General features: G+C 68.7%; 6 protein-coding genes. 2 read left to right on the top strand and 4 right to left on the bottom strand.

All coding sequences use genetic code 11. From position 1 onward, the window contains the following. On the bottom strand, positions 1-1,496 hold a 1,496-nt coding region (guaA, locus tag Q0672_RS20325), incomplete at its 3' end, for a glutamine-hydrolyzing GMP synthase (RefSeq protein ID WP_298625212.1). Between the two features lie 152 nt (positions 1,497-1,648). Between guaA and Q0672_RS20330 the strand changes: the two genes are divergently transcribed. Further along, positions 1,649-2,239: a UbiX family flavin prenyltransferase gene (locus tag Q0672_RS20330; protein WP_298625214.1), complete on the top strand. Its 591-nt coding sequence runs from the start codon at positions 1,649-1,651 to the stop codon at positions 2,237-2,239. Positions 2,240-2,332: 93 nt separating this feature from the next. Beyond that, complete coding sequence (locus tag Q0672_RS20335; protein ID WP_298625216.1) at positions 2,333-3,133, top strand: DUF2628 domain-containing protein; 801 nt, start codon at positions 2,333-2,335, stop codon at positions 3,131-3,133. Positions 3,134-3,332: 199 nt separating this feature from the next. On the opposite strand, the gene Q0672_RS20340 is transcribed toward Q0672_RS20335, so the two are convergent. The 3 genes from Q0672_RS20340 to Q0672_RS20350 are packed head-to-tail and all read right to left on the bottom strand — an operon-like array spanning position 3,333 to position 16,759. Further along, complete coding sequence (locus tag Q0672_RS20340; protein ID WP_298625218.1) at positions 3,333-5,477, bottom strand: HlyD family efflux transporter periplasmic adaptor subunit; 2,145 nt, start codon at positions 5,475-5,477, stop codon at positions 3,333-3,335. Between the two features lie 12 nt (positions 5,478-5,489). After that, positions 5,490-6,950, bottom strand: a complete 1,461-nt coding sequence (locus tag Q0672_RS20345) for an HlyD family efflux transporter periplasmic adaptor subunit (RefSeq protein ID WP_298625219.1) — start codon at positions 6,948-6,950, stop codon at positions 5,490-5,492. A gap of 23 nt (positions 6,951-6,973) precedes the next feature. Continuing rightward, positions 6,974-16,759, bottom strand: coding sequence for an Ig-like domain-containing protein (locus tag Q0672_RS20350; RefSeq protein ID WP_298625221.1), 9,786 nt, complete (start codon positions 16,757-16,759; stop codon positions 6,974-6,976). Between the last annotated feature and the right edge of the window lie 80 nt (positions 16,760-16,839).

A 16,839-nucleotide genomic window follows, 5' to 3' on the forward strand; every position in this document is an offset into this window, starting at 1 on the left:
ACTTCGTTGATGATGCGGTTGGACACCTTGCCCAGCAGGCTGTGGGGCAGCTCGGCCCAGTGGGCGGTCATGAAGTCGGCGGTCTGCACGGCGCGCAGCGCGACGACGTATTCGTAGGTGCGGCCGTCGCCCATCACGCCCACGCTCTTCACCGGCAGGAACACCGCGAAGGCCTGGCTGGTCTTGTCGTACCAGTCGGCGGCGCGCAGTTCGTCGATGAAGATGGCGTCGGCGCGGCGGAGGAGGTCGGCGAAATCCTTCTTCACCTCACCAAGGATGCGCACGCCGAGGCCCGGGCCGGGGAAGGGATGGCGATAGACCATCTCGTGGGGCAGGCCGAGGGCAACGCCCAGCTCGCGCACTTCGTCCTTGAAAAGTTCGCGCAGGGGCTCGAGGAGCTTGAGGTTGAGGGTTTCGGGCAGGCCGCCCACGTTGTGGTGGCTCTTGATGGCGTGGGCCTTGCCGGTCTTGGCGCCGGCGGATTCGATCACGTCCGGGTAGATGGTGCCCTGGGCCAGCCACTTGGCGTTGGGAAGCTTGGCGGCTTCGGCCTGGAAGACCTCGACGAACTCGCGGCCGATGATCTTGCGCTTGGCTTCCGGGTCGGTCACGCCGGCCAGGTGGCCCATGAACTGCTCGGTGGCATCCACGTGGATGACCTTGACGCCCAGGTTGCGGGCGAACATCTGCATCACCATCTCGCCTTCGTTGAGGCGGAGCAGGCCGTTATCCACGAACACGCAGGTGAGCTGGTCGCCGATGGCCTTGTGGAGCAGCGCAGCAACCACAGAGGAATCGACACCGCCGGAGAGGCCCAGGATGACTTCATCCGAACCCACCTGGGCGCGCACCTTCTCGATGGCCTCGGCCACGTAGTCGGGCATGTTCCAATCGTTCTGGCAGCCGCAGATCTCGTGCACGAAGCGGGCAATCATCTCCTTGCCCTTGATGGTGTGGGTGACTTCCGGGTGGAACTGCACCGCGTAGAACTTGCGGGCCTCGTCGGCCATCGCAGCGATGGGGGTGGATTCGTTGGAGGCGATGACCTTGAAGCCGGAGGGCAGCTCGGTGACCTTGTCGCCGTGGCTCATCCACACGTCGAGCAGGCCGTGGCCATCAATGTTGCTGCGGTCCTGGATGTTGCGGAAGAGTTCAGAGTGGCCGCGGGCGCGGATCTCGGCGTAGCCGAACTCGCGCTTGCCGGAGCTCTCGACCTTGCCGCCGAGCTGGCTGGCCATGGTCTGCATGCCGTAGCAGATGCCCAGCACCGGCACGCCGATCTCGAAGACGGCCATCGGGGCCTTCCATTCGGTGGCTTCATAGACCGAGTTGGGGCCGCCGGACAGGATGATCCCCTCGGGCGCGAAGTTGCGGACGAAGTCGTCGGAGACGTCGTAGGGATGGATTTCGCAGTACACCTGCTGTTCGCGCACGCGGCGGGCGATGAGCTGGGTGACCTGGGAGCCGAAATCGAGGATCAGGATTTTCTTGTGCACGGCGGGTTCCGGAGGTGAAAACGGGAAGCGGGGCATTATACCGCCAGCCGCAACTGGCTGCCTGTGCAGCGTTGTGCGCCGGTAGGCAAGGCGCGGCGGACGTGGCAGGATTGGGCGCCTTGTCCGGTCAATCCTTTATCCCCTAATCAAACATGAGCAAGCCCCGCATCGTCGTCGGCATCAGCGGCGCCAGTGGTTTCCAGTACGGCATGAAGGCCCTCGAGCTCCTGCGGCCGATGGACGTGGAAGTGCATCTCGTGATCTCGAAGGGCGCCCAGCTCACCCGGGCGATGGAGACCGACGTGCCGCCCGGCGCGGCGGAGGCGCTGGCAGATGTCGTCCATACGCCGCAGAACCTCGGCGCGGCGATCTCCAGCGGCTCGTTCCAGACCCTCGGGATGCTGGTGGCGCCGTGTTCCATGAGCAGCCTGGGGGCGATCGCCCACGGCATCACCGAAAATCTCCTCACCCGCGCCGCCGACGTGGTGCTGAAGGAACGCCGCCGCCTGGTGCTGATGGTGCGCGAGACACCGCTGCATCTGGGCCATCTGCGCAACATGACGGCCGTCACCGAGATGGGCGGTGTGATCTTTCCGCCGGTGCCGGCGCTGTATCACAAGCCGGCGTCGGTGGAGGCGCTGGTCACCCACAGCGTGGCGCGGGCGCTGGATCTGTTCGGCCTGCCGGTGGCGGGCATGCTCCGCTGGGGCGAGACGCCCGCCGATCAGCCCGAGAATGGCTGAGGCACGGGCCTTCAGCACAATGCCGTTTGCCTGTTGCGTCACTTCTGGATAGGCTTACAGCGATAAACAATTTTGGATTGTCAGAGGCTAGTCATGTCCGACCGTGAGGCGCTTTACCGGGCCGCCATCGGCCCAAAGAATCAGGAGTACTACCTCAGCCGCTTCCAGGCTTTCGACGAGGCCGGCAAGGCCGGGCCCAGCTGGAACTGGCCGGCGGCGCTGCTGACCTTCTTCTGGTTCATCTACCGGCGGATGTGGGCGGTCGGCTTTGCCTATCTCGTGGCCGCCAACCTCCTCGCCTGGATCATCGGGATAATCTTCGGCGACATTGGCCCGCTCATTGCGCTGATCGCCCAGGTGGCGCTGCCGGGCATGTACGGCAACATGCTTTACCACGCCCACTGCAACCAGAAGATCGAAGAGGCGCTGGCTGCGGGCACCGATCCTGCCTATCAGCTGGGCGTGCTCGAAGGAAAAGGCGGAACCAGCCGCAGCGGGGCGATCATCGGCTTTGTGCTGCTGGGTTTCGTGGTGCTCGGGATGTTGGCGGCAGTGGCGATTCCCCAGTACCAGACCTACGTGAACAAGGCCAAGGTGGCCGAGGCCGCAGCCCTCGGGCGCAGGGCGGTCGAGTCGGTGGAAGCCTACCGGCGTCAGCACGATGAACTGCCGGCCAAGCTGGTGGAGGCGGGCTTCATTCCCACGCCGCCGCTTCACGTCTACGGCATCGAGATGGACGGGCCGGCGATGGTCGTCACGATTCGCCAGGGCGCGGGCTTTCCGGACGGCGGCCGGCTGATCTGGGAGCTCACCGAGTCGGCCGACGGTAAAACGGCCTGGCGTTGCCGCGCCCAGCGTCTGCCGGCGCCAACCTTGCCGGAGGATTGCCGCTAAGGTCGGGATTGACGACCAGCGCTCTGGCTGAGATGGGTTCGGCTGGCCGTCTGCCTGAACGGTGATTCAGATCTGGCCTGTGAGTGGTGGTCGAACTGTACGATACGCAGGCGGATGGGCGAGCCGCCTGCGTCGGGTTGATGGCGCTGGTGATGGGGCTTGAGATGGGCCTTTGCCGGACGGACCGGGCCCGGCCGTCTTACCAGCCCGATTCGCGGATCAGCAGTGCGGCGCCGGAGCGGACGAAATCGCCGGCAAGGGATTTCGGCTGGCCGTAGATCGTCACCGCGCCGCGCAGCACATGGCCCGGGGGCTGCTCGCCTTCATCCACCGCCAGCACCACGCGATACACCGCCCGCTCGGGGATCAGCTGCCCGTTGCGTTCGCGCACCAGCACCTCGCCGCCGTGGCCCACAGCCAGCATGGCGTCCGGCAGGGCGCGGGTGGCGTCCCGGTCAATGCGCACCACCTTCAGGGCGCGGGTCGGCAGGCCCGGGGTTTCCGGCAGGAAGCGTCCGCTGTCGCCCACCGACACACGTTCCACCTCGGCGTCGGTGAGATAGGTTTCCACTTCCCACGCCTTAGGATCGATGAGCACGCCCAGCTGCTGCTGACGGCCCACGGTTTCGCCCACGCGCAGGTCGGGCGCGATGTCGGCGAGCACCCCGTCGAAGGGCGCGGTGACGGTGTAGCGCTTGAGTTCATCAGCGGTGCCGGCGAGTTCGGCCTTGGCGGCTTCGAGTTCCTCGACGGTTACCGGCTGACGGGCGCGCAGGGTTTCGTCGAGGCCCGAGACTTCAGCCTGCCAGGCCAGCCGCGAGAAGCGGGCTTCGGCGAGGCGGCGGCGGTACTCGGCGTCGTCGGTGCTGAGCTTCAGGATCATCTGGCCGGCGGTCACCCCATCGCCGGGCTTTACCGGCATTGCCTCGATCTGCGCCGGGCCCGGGGAGAATAACGGGTAGTGGCGCGCCGAGCGCATCAGGCCCTGGCTGCTCACCTGGAAGTTCCACGGCACGATGGCCACGAAGAGCAGCAGGATCAGCAGCCACAGCTTGCCGCGACCGCCGCCCTTGGCCTTGATCTCGGGCCAGCGGCTGCGCCACTCGGTGATTTCCTTCCACATGGGCAACATCACGAACCATCCGATCTCGACCGCAAACAACAGAATCCCGAGCGCCTTGAAGAAGTAGTGGTACACCAGCAGGGCGATGCCGATGAATAGCACCAGCCGGTACAGCCAGACGCCGTAGGCGAAGAGGATGAGCCCCCGGCGACGGGCCGCCGGCAGGAATTCCGGCACCGGCTCGCCGAGGCCGAACAGGCGCTCGCGCAGGTCCCAGCGGGCCAGCGCAAAGGAGCGGGCGTGGAGGTTGGGAAAGTCGAGATAGTCGGATAGCAGGAAGTAGCCGTCGAAGCGCATGAAGGGGCTCGCGTTGATCGCCACGGTGGCGACCCAGGTGGTGGTGGCCAGCATGAAGGCGGTGCCGCGCAGGGTGCCGTCGGGCAGCAGTGCCCAGGCGAGCGTTGCCCAGGCGGCCACGGCGAGTTCGGTGAGGATGCCGGCGGCGCCCACGGCGAGGCGGTCCTGCCGGCGGGTCAGGCGCCAGGCTTCGTTCACGTCGGTGTAGGCCACCGGCCACATCACCAGGAAGGCGACACCCATGGTCGGCACCCGGCAGCCCAGCCGCCGGGCGGTGAAGGCGTGGCCGAACTCGTGGAGCACCTTCACGAAGATCAGCGCCACGCCGTAGCCCATCGCGCCCTGCCAGGTGAGGGTATCCACCAGCGTGGCGGCGAAGTGCTCCCACTGGCGCACCACCTGATACAGCCCCAGCGCCAGCGCGGCGAGGGTGACGCGCAGGAAGGTGGCCGAGTAGAACAGCTCGACTCGCGGCAGCTGGCGCACCAGCCAGCGGTCCGGGCGGATCAGCGGCACGCGGAAGAACAGGTAGTGGTGCAGCAGCCATTGCCACAGGGTGTTGTGGCGGGCTTTCTCCTGAAAGACGAGGCGGGCGGTGCCGGCTTCGCCGAGGGGCCGGATGAGCTGGTGATCGGTGAGGAAGCGCACCACCAGATCCACGTCGTGCGCGTCGAGGTTGAGGGTGGTCTCGGCTTCAATGGCGTCGACGATCTTCGCCGGATCGCCCAGGTGCCAGCGGGCGAGGATCTCGAAGGTGGTCCAGTCGATGCGGTAGAACTGGTTGCGCACCGGATCGTGGAGGCTCCAGGTGGGTGCGCCATCAAGGCCCGCCGGGCCGTCGAGGAGGGCGAGTTCGTCGCGCAGCGGCGGGAGGTTGCGGGGAAGATCGGCCGCGAGGGCGGAGGCGTCGAGGGCTGCCTGCATCGCGCTGGCTCCTCAGAGGCCGGTGGCCTGGCGCAGGCTCGCCAGCGGGCGGCGCAGCACCCAGTAGGCCAGCGGCACGTGCTCGCCGCGCACCTTCACGGTGCCCTTGAGGCCAACCCGCGGCTTTTCCTGACCGTCGGCGAGCGTGGCGCGCAGGCGGTAGGCAAAGCTGCCGTCGGGCCGCGACACTGCCTCATGGGCGAGGTAGCGCACGGAGGCTTCCACCGGCTTCAGCGGCGAGGCGTTGAGGTAGAGGGTGACTTCGGCGCCCGGCGGCAGGTCGATGACGTCGCCGGGGCTGAGCCAGGCTTCCACCTCGGCGTCGTCGGCGCCGGCGATGGTGATGATGCGTTCGCCCGTGGACACCGGCTTGCCGATCCACTCGCTCGGGTCGTCCATCAGCACGATGCCGTCCCGCGGCGCGGTGGCCTGGGCTTTTGCGAACTGAGCCGAGAGCAGGTCGGCTTCGGCCTGACGCTCGGCGATGCGGCCTTGCAGGATCGCCAGCTGGGCCTTGCTCTTGGGGTCGAACACGGCTTGCTGGGCCGACTGGCGGTATTCCGCTTCGGCGGTCACCAGCCCTTGCTTGGCCACCGCGAGGCGGCTGGAGAGGGTGGTGAGATCGAGCTGGAACAGCTTGTCGCCGGCCTTGACCTGGCTGTTGGGGGTGACGAAGAACTTGTCCACCGTGCCGTCCAGCGGTGCGCGGACGACCGCCGGCTGGGCCGGGACGAGTTCGCCCGGAGCGAGCACGCTGAAGCGCACCGGAAACAGCGCCACGGCAGCGGCGAGGATCGAGTAACGCAGGGTGCGCCGGTGCCACAGGGCGGCCACATTGGTGCGCAGGTCGGCGGCCTGCCATCGGCGCATCCGCTTGAGCCGGAAGCGCCAGCCATGAAAGGTAAGCCAGTGGCGGCGCCAGGCCTTGCGGTCGGCAGCATCGGGCCAGGCGTCGGCCAGCATGCGCCAGCGGCTCCTGGCGTCGGGTTTAGCCTGGATCTGCCATTCGTGGCTCCAGATGTCGGCCCATTCGGTGACGAGGCCGATCTCACCCGGTTGCCACGGGGTGTCCCGGGCAAGCAGCAGGCCGCCCGGGGTCGATCTGGAAAGGGGCACCCACAGGGCGTGGGCCGGGAGCCATTCGTCCCATTCGGCCGCCTCGGCGGGTGCCAGGGTGTTGGGCGACACCACGCAGGGGGTGTCGCCTTCCTTGAGGAGTTGTCGTGCGACCCGCTCCAGCCACTGGGCGAAGGGGGCGTTGGCATCCGGGCTGACCACCCCGGACAAGGCCACCACGCCCCGATCGGCCAGCCACAGGGCGGCTTGCCGGTAGGGCGCGAGGGCCAGGGTCTCGTTCACCGCGATGAAGCCCAGTTCCGCCGGCGACGCCGCCAGCCGGGCCCGGCGCGCCAGGTGCAACAGCGCGCCGAGGGAGTGGGAAATGAAGGCGTCGTTATCGGACGGGCTGCTCACGGTGACCTCGACTGGGTGGCGGATCAGACGCTGCGGGCGCGGGCCTGGCGGGCATGTTCGACCAGGCTGCTCCGTACGGCGTCACGCCCGGGGGCGCTGGCCGTGCGGAACTGGGCGCTGAGGCCCTCACGACCGTTGAACGAAACCCGCTGACCATTGCTGACACGGATGCGGAAGACCGTCGACACCTGATTGCCGAAGTTGTCCTTGGCGGTGACCTTGACCTCGACATCGCCATCGAAGTCCGCCGGCGGAATGCCGATGAACTCGCCCTTGCGGGCGTCGAAGCGCAGCCAGTTGGGCAGCGGCGTGCCGTCGATGAGTTGGGCGGAGAGCTGTACGCGCGCATCCAGGCGGGTGTGGGTGAAGGTGTCGGGCGGAACGACCAGCTTGATCGGCGAGGACGGCCGGACGTCCTGGTCGTTGAGCGGGCGGCTCAGGACAAGGTTGGTGTCGGCCTTGGATTCCGGCGCCTGGACGACGATGCGGAAACCGTCGGAGCGGGTCAGGCCGCTCTGGCCGGTGGTCTGGGTGACCGGGCGGGTTTCGGCGACGGTGGGTGTGGTGCCGCCCACCGGCGCACGGCTGGCGTCGGGCGTCGGGGCGATGCTGGTGACCGACAGGGCGCGGTCGGCCGGACTGAAGAAGCCATCGCCCTTGGGGACCGTCCAGGTTCCGCCGATCGAACCGCTGCCGGCTGCTGGGGCCGTCCAGCCGGTGTCGGCCGGCGCCTTGACCGGCATCGGGTCGGCCACCGGCGTGACGGGCGGCTCGACCTCGACTTCCGGTTTGGCTTCGACCGGCTTGACCGGCACGCCAGCGACGCGGAGGGTGAAGTCGGCGTGGGCGGGCTGGTTGCCGTGGTCGTCGGCGATCACGCGGATCTGCAGCACGGCGATGTCGCCGCCGCCCGGGGTGCCCGAGAAGGTGCGGGTGACCGGATCGAAGTGGAGCCAGGCGGGCAGCGGGCTGCCGTCGGCCAGGGTGGCCGAGTAGTGCAGGGTGTCTTCGCCGTTGGCGTCGGCAAAGGTGCCGGTGGGGACGGTGAAGCTGAACGGCACGCTCTCGGTGGCGTCCTGGGTGTCGAGGGAGCCGGTGTTCTGCGGATCGACGTTGGTGACCGCCTTGAAGGCGCCGGTGGCGACCGTCTCGGTGGTGCCGTCGCCGCCGAAGACCTTGACCCGGACGAACTTGCCGATCTCGGCCGCGGTGAGGGTGTAGCTCGGGGCGGTGGCGCCGGTGATGGTGCGCAGGTTGGTGCCGGCGGCATCGTCGGCCACTTCCCAGACATAGCGGAAGGTGGTGGCCGGGTCGCCGGCATCCACGTCGTGCCACAGGCCCGGATTGGCGGTGACGGTGCCGTCCTGACGCAGGGTGCCGTCACCGCGGAAGTCGCCGCTGTAGCTCGGGGTGACATCGTTGATCGGGGCGTCGTTGACCGCGTCGACGGTGATCGATACCACGTTGGTCGCGCTCGAGAAGGGCGATGCGCCGCCGGTGGCGGCCAGGCTGGTGAGGGTGCCGGCGGTGCCGGTGGTGCGATCCCACGCGCGGTAGGTGAGGTGGGCGTTGGTGGGGTTTTCGGCGTTGGGGACGAAGCGGATCTTGTCGGTGCTGTTGAGCAGCAGGCCGTTGCTGCCGGTGAGGCCGGTGACGGTGTTCCAGGTGGTGCCGCCGTTGGTGGAGTATTCCCAGTGGCCATTGCCGTTGTCCGCGGCGGTGATGGCGATGCCCGGGAGGGCGCCGCTATCCACGTCGCTGATGGTGCTGCCGAGGAAGCTGGCGACAGTCTGGCCGGCGTTGGCAGTGTCGTCTTCGGTGATCGACGGGAGCGTCGGGGTCGCCGGGGCCAGGACCGGGGCGTCATTGACCGCGCTGACGGCGATGTTCATGCCGTTCTGCCGGGCAGAGAAGGCAGAGGTGGCGCCATTGGTGCTGGTGTCGGCGTAGCCGCCGCTGGTGCCGGCACTGCGGTCCCAGGCGCGGTAGGTGAGCGCCGCGGTGGTGGCGTTCTGGCCGTTGGGCAGGAAGCGGATGCGGTCGGTGTCGGCCAGCAGCAAGGCATGGGTGCCGGTCACGGCGCCGCCCACGTCGGCATTGACCCAGGTGGTGCCGCCGTCGGTGGAGTACTGCCAGGTGCCGTTGCCGCTGGTGAGGCCGGTGATCGCCACGCCTTGCACCGCACCGGAGTCGGCGTCGGTGGTGACGCCGCGCAGGGCGGAGACGAGCTGACCGGCGTTGCTGGTGTCGTCTTCGGTGAGCGGCGTGAGGGTGGTGTCGCCGGCTGCGAGCACCGGCGCGTCATTGACGGCGCTGACCGCGATCGACGCCTGGTTGTTGGTGGGCGAGAAGGCCGAGGTGCTGCCGGTGGCCGCCAGGCTGACCAGGGTGCCGGAGGTGCCGGTGCTCTGGTCCCACGCGTGGTAGGTGAGGGTGGCGGTGGTGGCGTTCTGGCCGTCCGGCACGAAGCGGATCTTGTCGGTGCTCGCGAGCAGCAGGCCGTTGGCGCCGGTGAGCCCGGTGACGGTGTTCCAGGTGCTGCCGCCGTTGGTGGAGTATTCCCAATGGCCGTTGCCGTTGGCGGTGGCGCTGATGGCGATGCCCTGCACCGCACCTGCATCCACGTCGCTGATGGTGCTGCCGATGAAGCTGGCGACAGTCTGGCCGGTGTTGCCGGTGTCGTCTTCGGTGAGCGGCGTGAGGGTCGGCAGCGCAGAGGCGAGCACCGGGGCGTCGTTCACCGCGGTGACGGTGATGTCCATGCCGTTCTGCTGGGCGGAGAAGGCGGAGGTGCCGCCGTTCACGCTGGTGTCGGCGTAGTGGCCGGCGGTGCCGGTGCTGCGGTCCCAGGCGCGGTAGGTGAGGTTGGCCGTGGTGGCGTTCTGGCCGTTGGGCAGGAAACGGATGCGGTCGGTGTCGGCCAGCAGCAGGGCGTGGGTGCCAGTGACAGTGCCGCCGTCGTTGGCGTTGGTCCAGGTGGCGCCGCCGTCGGTGGAGTACTGCCAGGTGCCGTTGCCACTGGTGAGGCCGGTGATCGCGACGCCCTTGACGGCGCCGGTGTCCACGTCGGTGGTGGTGCCACGCAGGGCGGAGATCAGCTGGCCGGCGTTGGTGGTGTCGTCCTCGGTGATGGCGGTGAGGGTGCTGTCGCCAGCGGCGAGCACCGGCGCGTCATTGACCGCGGTGACGGTGATGCTGGCTTCGTCGGAGGCGGACGAGAAATGCGAGGCGTTGCCGGTGGTGCTGGCATCCACGCCGCTGCCGGCGGTGGCGCCGGCGCCGTCCCACGCGCGGTAGGTGAAGCTGGCGGTGGTGGCGTTCTCGCCGTTGGGCACGAAGCGGATCAAGTCGGCGTCGGCCAGGGCGATGGCCGAGGAGGACGAAACCGTGCCGAAGGCCGTCCAGCTGCCGCTGCCGATCTTGAATTCCCAGTGGCCGTTGCCCGGGGTCTGGTCGACGATGACGATGCCGGAAAGGGCGCCGTTATCCACGTCGGTGATGGCACCACGGAAGCTGGCGACGGTCTGGCCGGCGTCGTTGGTGGCGTCTTCGGTGAGGCCGGCAAGGACCGGTGCGGCCGGGGTGAGGACGGGGGCATCATTCACTGCTGTCACGTTGAGGGCGATGGTGCCGGTGGCCGCCGTGGCGCTGTCTTCGCCGCCATCAGCGATCAAGATGCTGATGGTGGTGTTGACGTCGGTGTTGGTGCCCGGAGTGAAGTGCAGCGAGGCCAGCGCGGTGTTCACCGCCGAGACGCTGCCGGTGAAGGTCCACACGCCGGTGCCGGGGTTGTAGGCGGCGCCGGTGGGTACGTTGAGGCTGCCCAGGGTGGGGTCGGCGAGGGTCAGGGTGGCGGTGACGATTTCGTCCGGGTCCGGGTCGGTGACGGTGATCGTCGGCACGGTGACGCTGGCGGCACCTTCGGTGTAGCTGGCGGTGGCGCTGGTGGGCGAGATGGTCGGTGCGTCGTTCAGGTCGCGGATCACCAGATAGCTGGTGCCGGTGGCGCTCTGGGCGCCGAAGGTGCTGTCGGCCACGCCGTTGGCGTCGGTGATCGTCCAGGTGAGCGCGCGGCTGGCGCCGGTGTCGGTGGGCGAGGACGAGCCGTTCTGGTACTGGACGTGCTCGAGCAGGCTCTCGAACTCGGCCTTGGTGACGTTGCCGCTGGCCGTGGTGAGGCTCAGGGTGCCGGTGCCGGCGTTGTAGGTGACATTGATCTGGGCGCCGGAGCCGGTGGTGAGCACGCTGCCGGAGCGGCTCCAGCCGCTGGGCGTGGCCACCGACAGGACGTCGGCGCTGCTGCGGTTGTTGCTGATGACCACGCTGGCGCTGGCCACGTAGGCATCGTCCACGTCGCTGACGGTGGCGCTGCCGACGACGTTGGGGTTGGAGTTGTCGAGCACGTAAACCGGCGCGCCGCCCTGCTCGAAGACCACGGTAGAGGCGTCGAGCGCGGTGTTGTGGTTGAGCGCCAGGGTGGGCGCATCGTTGCGGGCGGTGATCGACAGGCTGCTGGTGCCGGCGTTGGCGGTGACGGTACCGCTGCTGCCATCGTTGCCGCCGGCTGCGTCGGTGAGGCGCGAGCCGAAGCTGCTGGTGGTGGCCCAGGTGAGGCTGCGGCTGGTGGCGGTGCCAGTGGGGTTGTCGCTGGACGTGGAGAAGACGATCGAACGGGCGACGGCCTGGTAGTCGGCCAGGGTGGCGGTGCCGGTGAGGGTGAGCACACCGGTGCCGGCGTTGTACGAGGCGGAGATGCCGGTGCCGGAGAGCGGCGCGGTGACCGCCAGCGTGTCGCCGCTGGTGAAGTTGCCGGAGATGCTGACGCTGATGCCTTCGAGGGTGGTGTCGTCGGCGTCGGCAAGGGTGATCGACGGGGCGATGACGGTAGCCGAGCCCTTTTCCACGTAGCTGGCGCTGCCGAGGCCGCCGACGCTGGTGGCGTTGTCGGTGGCGGTGAGGGCGACGCTGCTGGTGCCGACGCTGCTGTCGAGCAGGTTGGCGCCGCTGGTGGCGGCGTCGGCGTCGGTGACCTGCCAGCTGATGCTGCGGGTGCCGGAGACCGCGGTGGGATCGTCGGCGGTGCTGCTGTAGGTGACGGTGCGCAGGACGCTCTCGAAGGTGGCCTTGGTGGCGCCGGCGTGGGTGAGGGTGAGCACGCCGGTGGCGCTGTTGTAGCTGGCGGTGATGCCGCTGGCGCCCACGGTGGCCGACAGGGTGTCGCCTGCGGTGAAGTCGCCGCTGATCCACACGCGGGCTTCGGTGAGGTTGGCGTCGTCCACGTCGGCGAGGCTGATGGCACCCGCCAGCACGACGGCGCTGCCGCCTTCGGTGTAGCTCGCGGCAGTGCCGGGCAGGCCCGAGAGGGTCGGCGCGTCGTTGGCCGGGGCGACGGTGATGGTGCTGGTGGCGCCGGCACTGGTTTCGGCGGCGGTGCTGCTGTCGTTGGTGGCGGGGTGGTCCGTCAGGCGGCTGCCGAAGCTGTCGGTGACCGTCCAGGTGAGGGTGCGCGAGGTGGAAGTGCCGTCGCTAGTCGGGTTGTCGCTGGACGAGCTGAAGGTGATCTGGCGCAGCACGCTTTCGTAGGTGGCGAGGCTTGCGTTGCCGGTGATGACCAGCGACGTGGCGGTGCTGGAGGGGTCGAGCGCGAGGCCGGCCGCGCTGAGCACCGAGGCGTCGATCGCCAGCAGATCGCCGCTCACGCCACCGGCGGAGATGCTGACGGTGGCGGTGCTGAGGGTGGTGTCGTCCGGGTCGGTGAAGCTGAGGTTGGATATTGCGACGACCGGCGTGGAGCCTTCGGTGTAGCCGATGCTGGCACCGCCGGTGGTGACGACCGGCGCGTCGTTGATGGCTTCGATGCGCACCACGGTGCTCTGGGCGGCGGTGACCTGGCTCTCGACGCCGGCGTTGTCGGTGACGCGCCAGATGAGGGTGCGCAAGGCGTTGCTGGCGGTGGGGTCGTCGCTGGTGCTGCGGAAGCCGATCTTCTGCATCACGGCGGTGTAGTCGGCCTTGCCGGCGGTGCCGGCCGTGGTGGCGAGGACGATCTCGCCGTTGGCGGCATCGTAGGTGTAGCTGATCTCGACCGCGCCGCTGCCGTTAGTGCCGCTGAGGGTGCCGCTGAGGGCGGTGCCGGACTGGGTCCAGCCGGCTGCGCCGAGGGCGCCGGCGTCGAAGTAGCCCAGCTCGTCCTGGGCGTCGAGACCGGTGGTGATGCGGACAATGGCGCCGGTGATGGCGTTGTCGCTGCCGATGGTGCCGGTGTCGTCGAGGACGGTGAGGGCGCCTTCGAGGGTGGCCGGGGCGCCACCTTCGACGTAGTCGAGCGGGGAGGCGCTGGCCGACCCGGTGATGTTGGTGACCTGCGGGATCTCGTTGGCGTTCTTGAGGGTGATGTCGGTGGTGCGGGCGGCCGAGCTGGTGGCGCCGGCGCCGTCGGAGTTGGCGTCGGTGACCTGCCAGGTGACGGTGCGCAGATTGTTCTGGCTGCCGCCGGAGGTGAACAGGTCGACGTTGTCCGGATCGGGCGAGTTGTAGTTGGCGGTGTTGCCGTAGGTGACCGAGCGCAGCACCTTCTGATAGTTGGCGACGCTGTCGGTGCCGGACAGGGTGAGCACGCCGGTGGTGGCGTCGAAGCTGGCGGTGATGCCGGTGCCGGTGGTGATGGCGGCGAGGGTCTCGCGGCCGTCGGTCAGGTAGCCGGTGCCGGTGATGCTGACGGTGGCACCCGCCAACTGGGTGTCGTCCACATCGCTGAGGCTGAGGCTGGGGGCGATGACGCGGGCGCCGTCGTCTTCGGTGTAGTTCCAGGTGGCCGGCTGGCCGGAGAGCACCGGGGCGTCGGCCAGCGGCGTGACGTTGATCGTGCTGGTGCTGTCGGCACTGCTGACGCCAGCGGTGTCGGTGGCCTTCCAGGTGAGCGTGCGTGTGGCGCTGTTGACGGTCGGGTCTTCGGACGCGGTGTTGAAGGTGATCGAGTTGAGCGCGGCCTGATAGGTGGCGACAGACGCCGTACCGGACAGGGTGAGTACGCCGGTCTGGCTGCTGTAGCTGACGGTGAGCCCGCCAGCGGTGCCGACGGCCAGGGTGTCGCCAGCGGTGAAGCCGCTGCTGATGGCGACGGTGGCGCGGCTCAGCTGGCCGCCGTCGTCGGCGATGACGAGGCCGCTACCCACGTTGACGGCGCCAGCGTTCTCGGTGAAGGCGCCAGCGGAGGCGCCGGTGGTGAATTGCGGCGCGTCGTTCACGTTGGTGACGTTGGCGCTGAGGGTGTATTCGCTGCTCGAGAAGGCGTTGATGCCACCATTGGTGGAGACGTCAGCCTCGCCACGGGTCGCGCCGCTGGTGGCGGTGCCGCTGGTCTGATCCCAGCCGCGCAGGCTGAGGGTGGGTGTGCCGCCCTTGAAGCCGTCCGGGTTGAAGCGCACGCGGTCGTTGCTCTTGAGCAGCAGGGCGGTGGTGGCGCTGGGCGTGCCCAGGGATTGCCAGGTGCTGCCGCCGTCGGTGGAGTATTGCCAGCCGCCGGTGGCGCCGCCGTTGGTGGCGCCGGTGATGGCGACGCCCTGGACGGCGCCGCTGTCGGCGTCGGTCATCGCACTGCCGAGGAGGCTGGAGACGGTCTGGCCGGCGTTGTTGGTGGCGTCTTCGCTGATGCTGGCGAAGTTGGCCGGGGTGCCGAGCACCGGTGCGTCATTGACCGCAGTGACGGCGATCGTGGCGGTGTCGGTGGCGGTGGAGTAGGGGCTGCTGCCGCCGCTGGTGGCGGTGCTGGCGTACGTGCCCTGCTGGCCGGCGGTGGCGCCGGTCTGGTCCCACGCCTTGTAGGTGAAGCTGGCGGTGGTGGTGTTCTTGGCGTCGGGCACGAAGCGCAGCTTGTCGGTGCTGCGCAGCAGGAGCGCGTTGGTGGTCGAGACGGCGCCGACGTTGGTCCAGCTGGAGCCGCCGTTGGTGGAGTACTGCCAGGTGCCGTTGCCGCTCACCAGGCTGGTGACGGCGATGCCGGACGCGGCACCGCTGTCCACGTCATTGACCGAGGTGCCGAGCACGCTGGAGACGGTCTGGCCGCTGTTGCTGGTGTCGTCTTCGGTGATGCCGGTGAGGCTGGGCGCGGCGGCGGTGAGCACCGGCGCGTCATTCACGGCGGTGATGGTGAGTGTGGCGGTCTGCTTGGTGGCGGAGAAGGCGGTTTCGTCGCCATTGGCGACGGCCTTGGTGGAGCCATAGCTGGTGGCCGCGGAGAGGTCGGCGGTCAGGCCAGCGGTGCCGCTGGTGCGGTCCCAGGCGCGGTAGGTGATGGTGGCCGTGCCGGCGTAGTCGGCGGCGGGCACGAAGCGGATCTTGTCGGTGCTGCGCAGCAGGCGGGCGGCGGCATCGGAGGTGGTGCCGAAGGCAACCCAGTTGGCGCCGCCGTCGGTCGAGAACTGCCAGTTGCCGTGGCTGTTGTCGTTGGCGGTGACGGCGATCCCGGTCACGGCGCTGGCGTCAACATCGGAGGACGACAGGAAGCTCGACACCAGTGAGCCGGAGTTGTTGACCGCGTCTTCCTGGATGGCAGTCACGGCGGACGGGGCGTTGTTCACCGGGGCGTCGTTCTTGCGGACCGGGGTGATCGCGATGGTCTTGCTGAAGGTGGGCGTGCCGCCGTTGTCGCTGTACTCGACCACATACGGGAGCAGCGCGCTGTTCGGCAGGTCGTTCCATTTGCCAGAGGAGCCACCCGACGAATAGATCTCGCCGTAGTGCTCGGTGCTGCCCGAGTTGTTGGGTTCGCCGGCATTCCAGTAGGCGTAGCCGCCGCTGGCGGTGACGGGGCTGCCATTGCCGGTAGAGATCAGGGTGCCCTTTTCGGGGCCGGTGACCCAGTACCACTTGCCTTCGGCGGCGCTCTGGCTGGCGAAGGTGGTGGTGCCGGTGGCGGCGTTGATATAGGTGTAGTCGTCCGAGGCGCCGATCCAGGCGTCCGCGCCGAGCTTTTGCTTGATGAAGTCGTTTTCTCCCTGGCTGGTGATGGTGGCCAGGTAGCCCGTCATGCCCTGGAAGGTGCGGCCTTCGGCGGCGGTCTTGGCGGCGGTCCAGCTGTAGCTGCCGGAGACGTACTCGTAGTAGTGGGTCTTGCCACCAAAGCTCAGGGCCAGCGCATCACCGATGGTCATGCTGATGGTGCGGGCGGTGGTGGTCGGGTTTTCGCTGAGGTTGTAGTACTTCACCGCGCGCAGGGCGGCCTGGTATTCGGCGATCGTCGCGGTGCCGGTGAGGGTAAGGATGCCGGTGCTGGTGTTGTAGGCGTAGGTGATCTTGCCGCTGACATCGGTGCCCGAGGCGGGCTGCAGGCGGTCTTCGGCGGAGACGAGGTTGGAGGTGATGACCACCCGGGCGCCATTCAGGGTGGTGCTGTCCGCGTCGGTGAGGGTGAGGGCGCTATCGACGTAGAAGCTGCCGTCGTTCTCGTCGTAGCCGCTGCTGCTGCGGCTGAGGGTCAGCACGGCGGGGTCGTCCACCGCGGTGACGTTGATGGTGGCGGTACGGGTGCCCTGGAGGGCGCCGCCGCTGCCGGTGTTGCCGCCGTCGTTCAAGGTGTAGGTGACGGTGCGGCTGGCGGTGGACGGCGTGTCGGACGTGTTGGCGTAACAGATCACCCGGGCCAGTGCCTGGACCGCGGCCTGGGTGGCACTGCTGTTCAGGTTGATGCGCAGGGCGCCGCCATTGGCGCCGGTGTTGCTGGCGTCGATGGTGCCGATGATCGTGCCGCCGTAGGTGACGTTGCTGCCGGAAACGCCGATCTGGCCGGCGCCGGTGCCCTGGTTGAGCACCGAGAGCTGGTCTTCGGCGGCGCCGTTGGTGGTGATCTGGGCCTGCAGCCAGCCGCCGTTGAGGTTGGCGGGGCTGTCGG

The organism is uncultured Zoogloea sp., assembly GCF_937894855.1.
Lineage (GTDB): Bacteria > Pseudomonadota > Gammaproteobacteria > Burkholderiales > Rhodocyclaceae > Zoogloea > Zoogloea oryzae.

Coding starts and splice junctions, on each gene's coding strand:
- Q0672_RS20330 (WP_298625214.1), top strand. CDS start 1,649: ATGAGCAAGCCCCGCATCGTCGTCGGCATCAGCGGCGCCAGTGGTTTC.
- Q0672_RS20335 (WP_298625216.1), top strand. CDS start 2,333: ATGTCCGACCGTGAGGCGCTTTACCGGGCCGCCATCGGCCCAAAGAAT.
- Q0672_RS20340 (WP_298625218.1), bottom strand. CDS start 5,477: ATGCAGGCAGCCCTCGACGCCTCCGCCCTCGCGGCCGATCTTCCCCGC.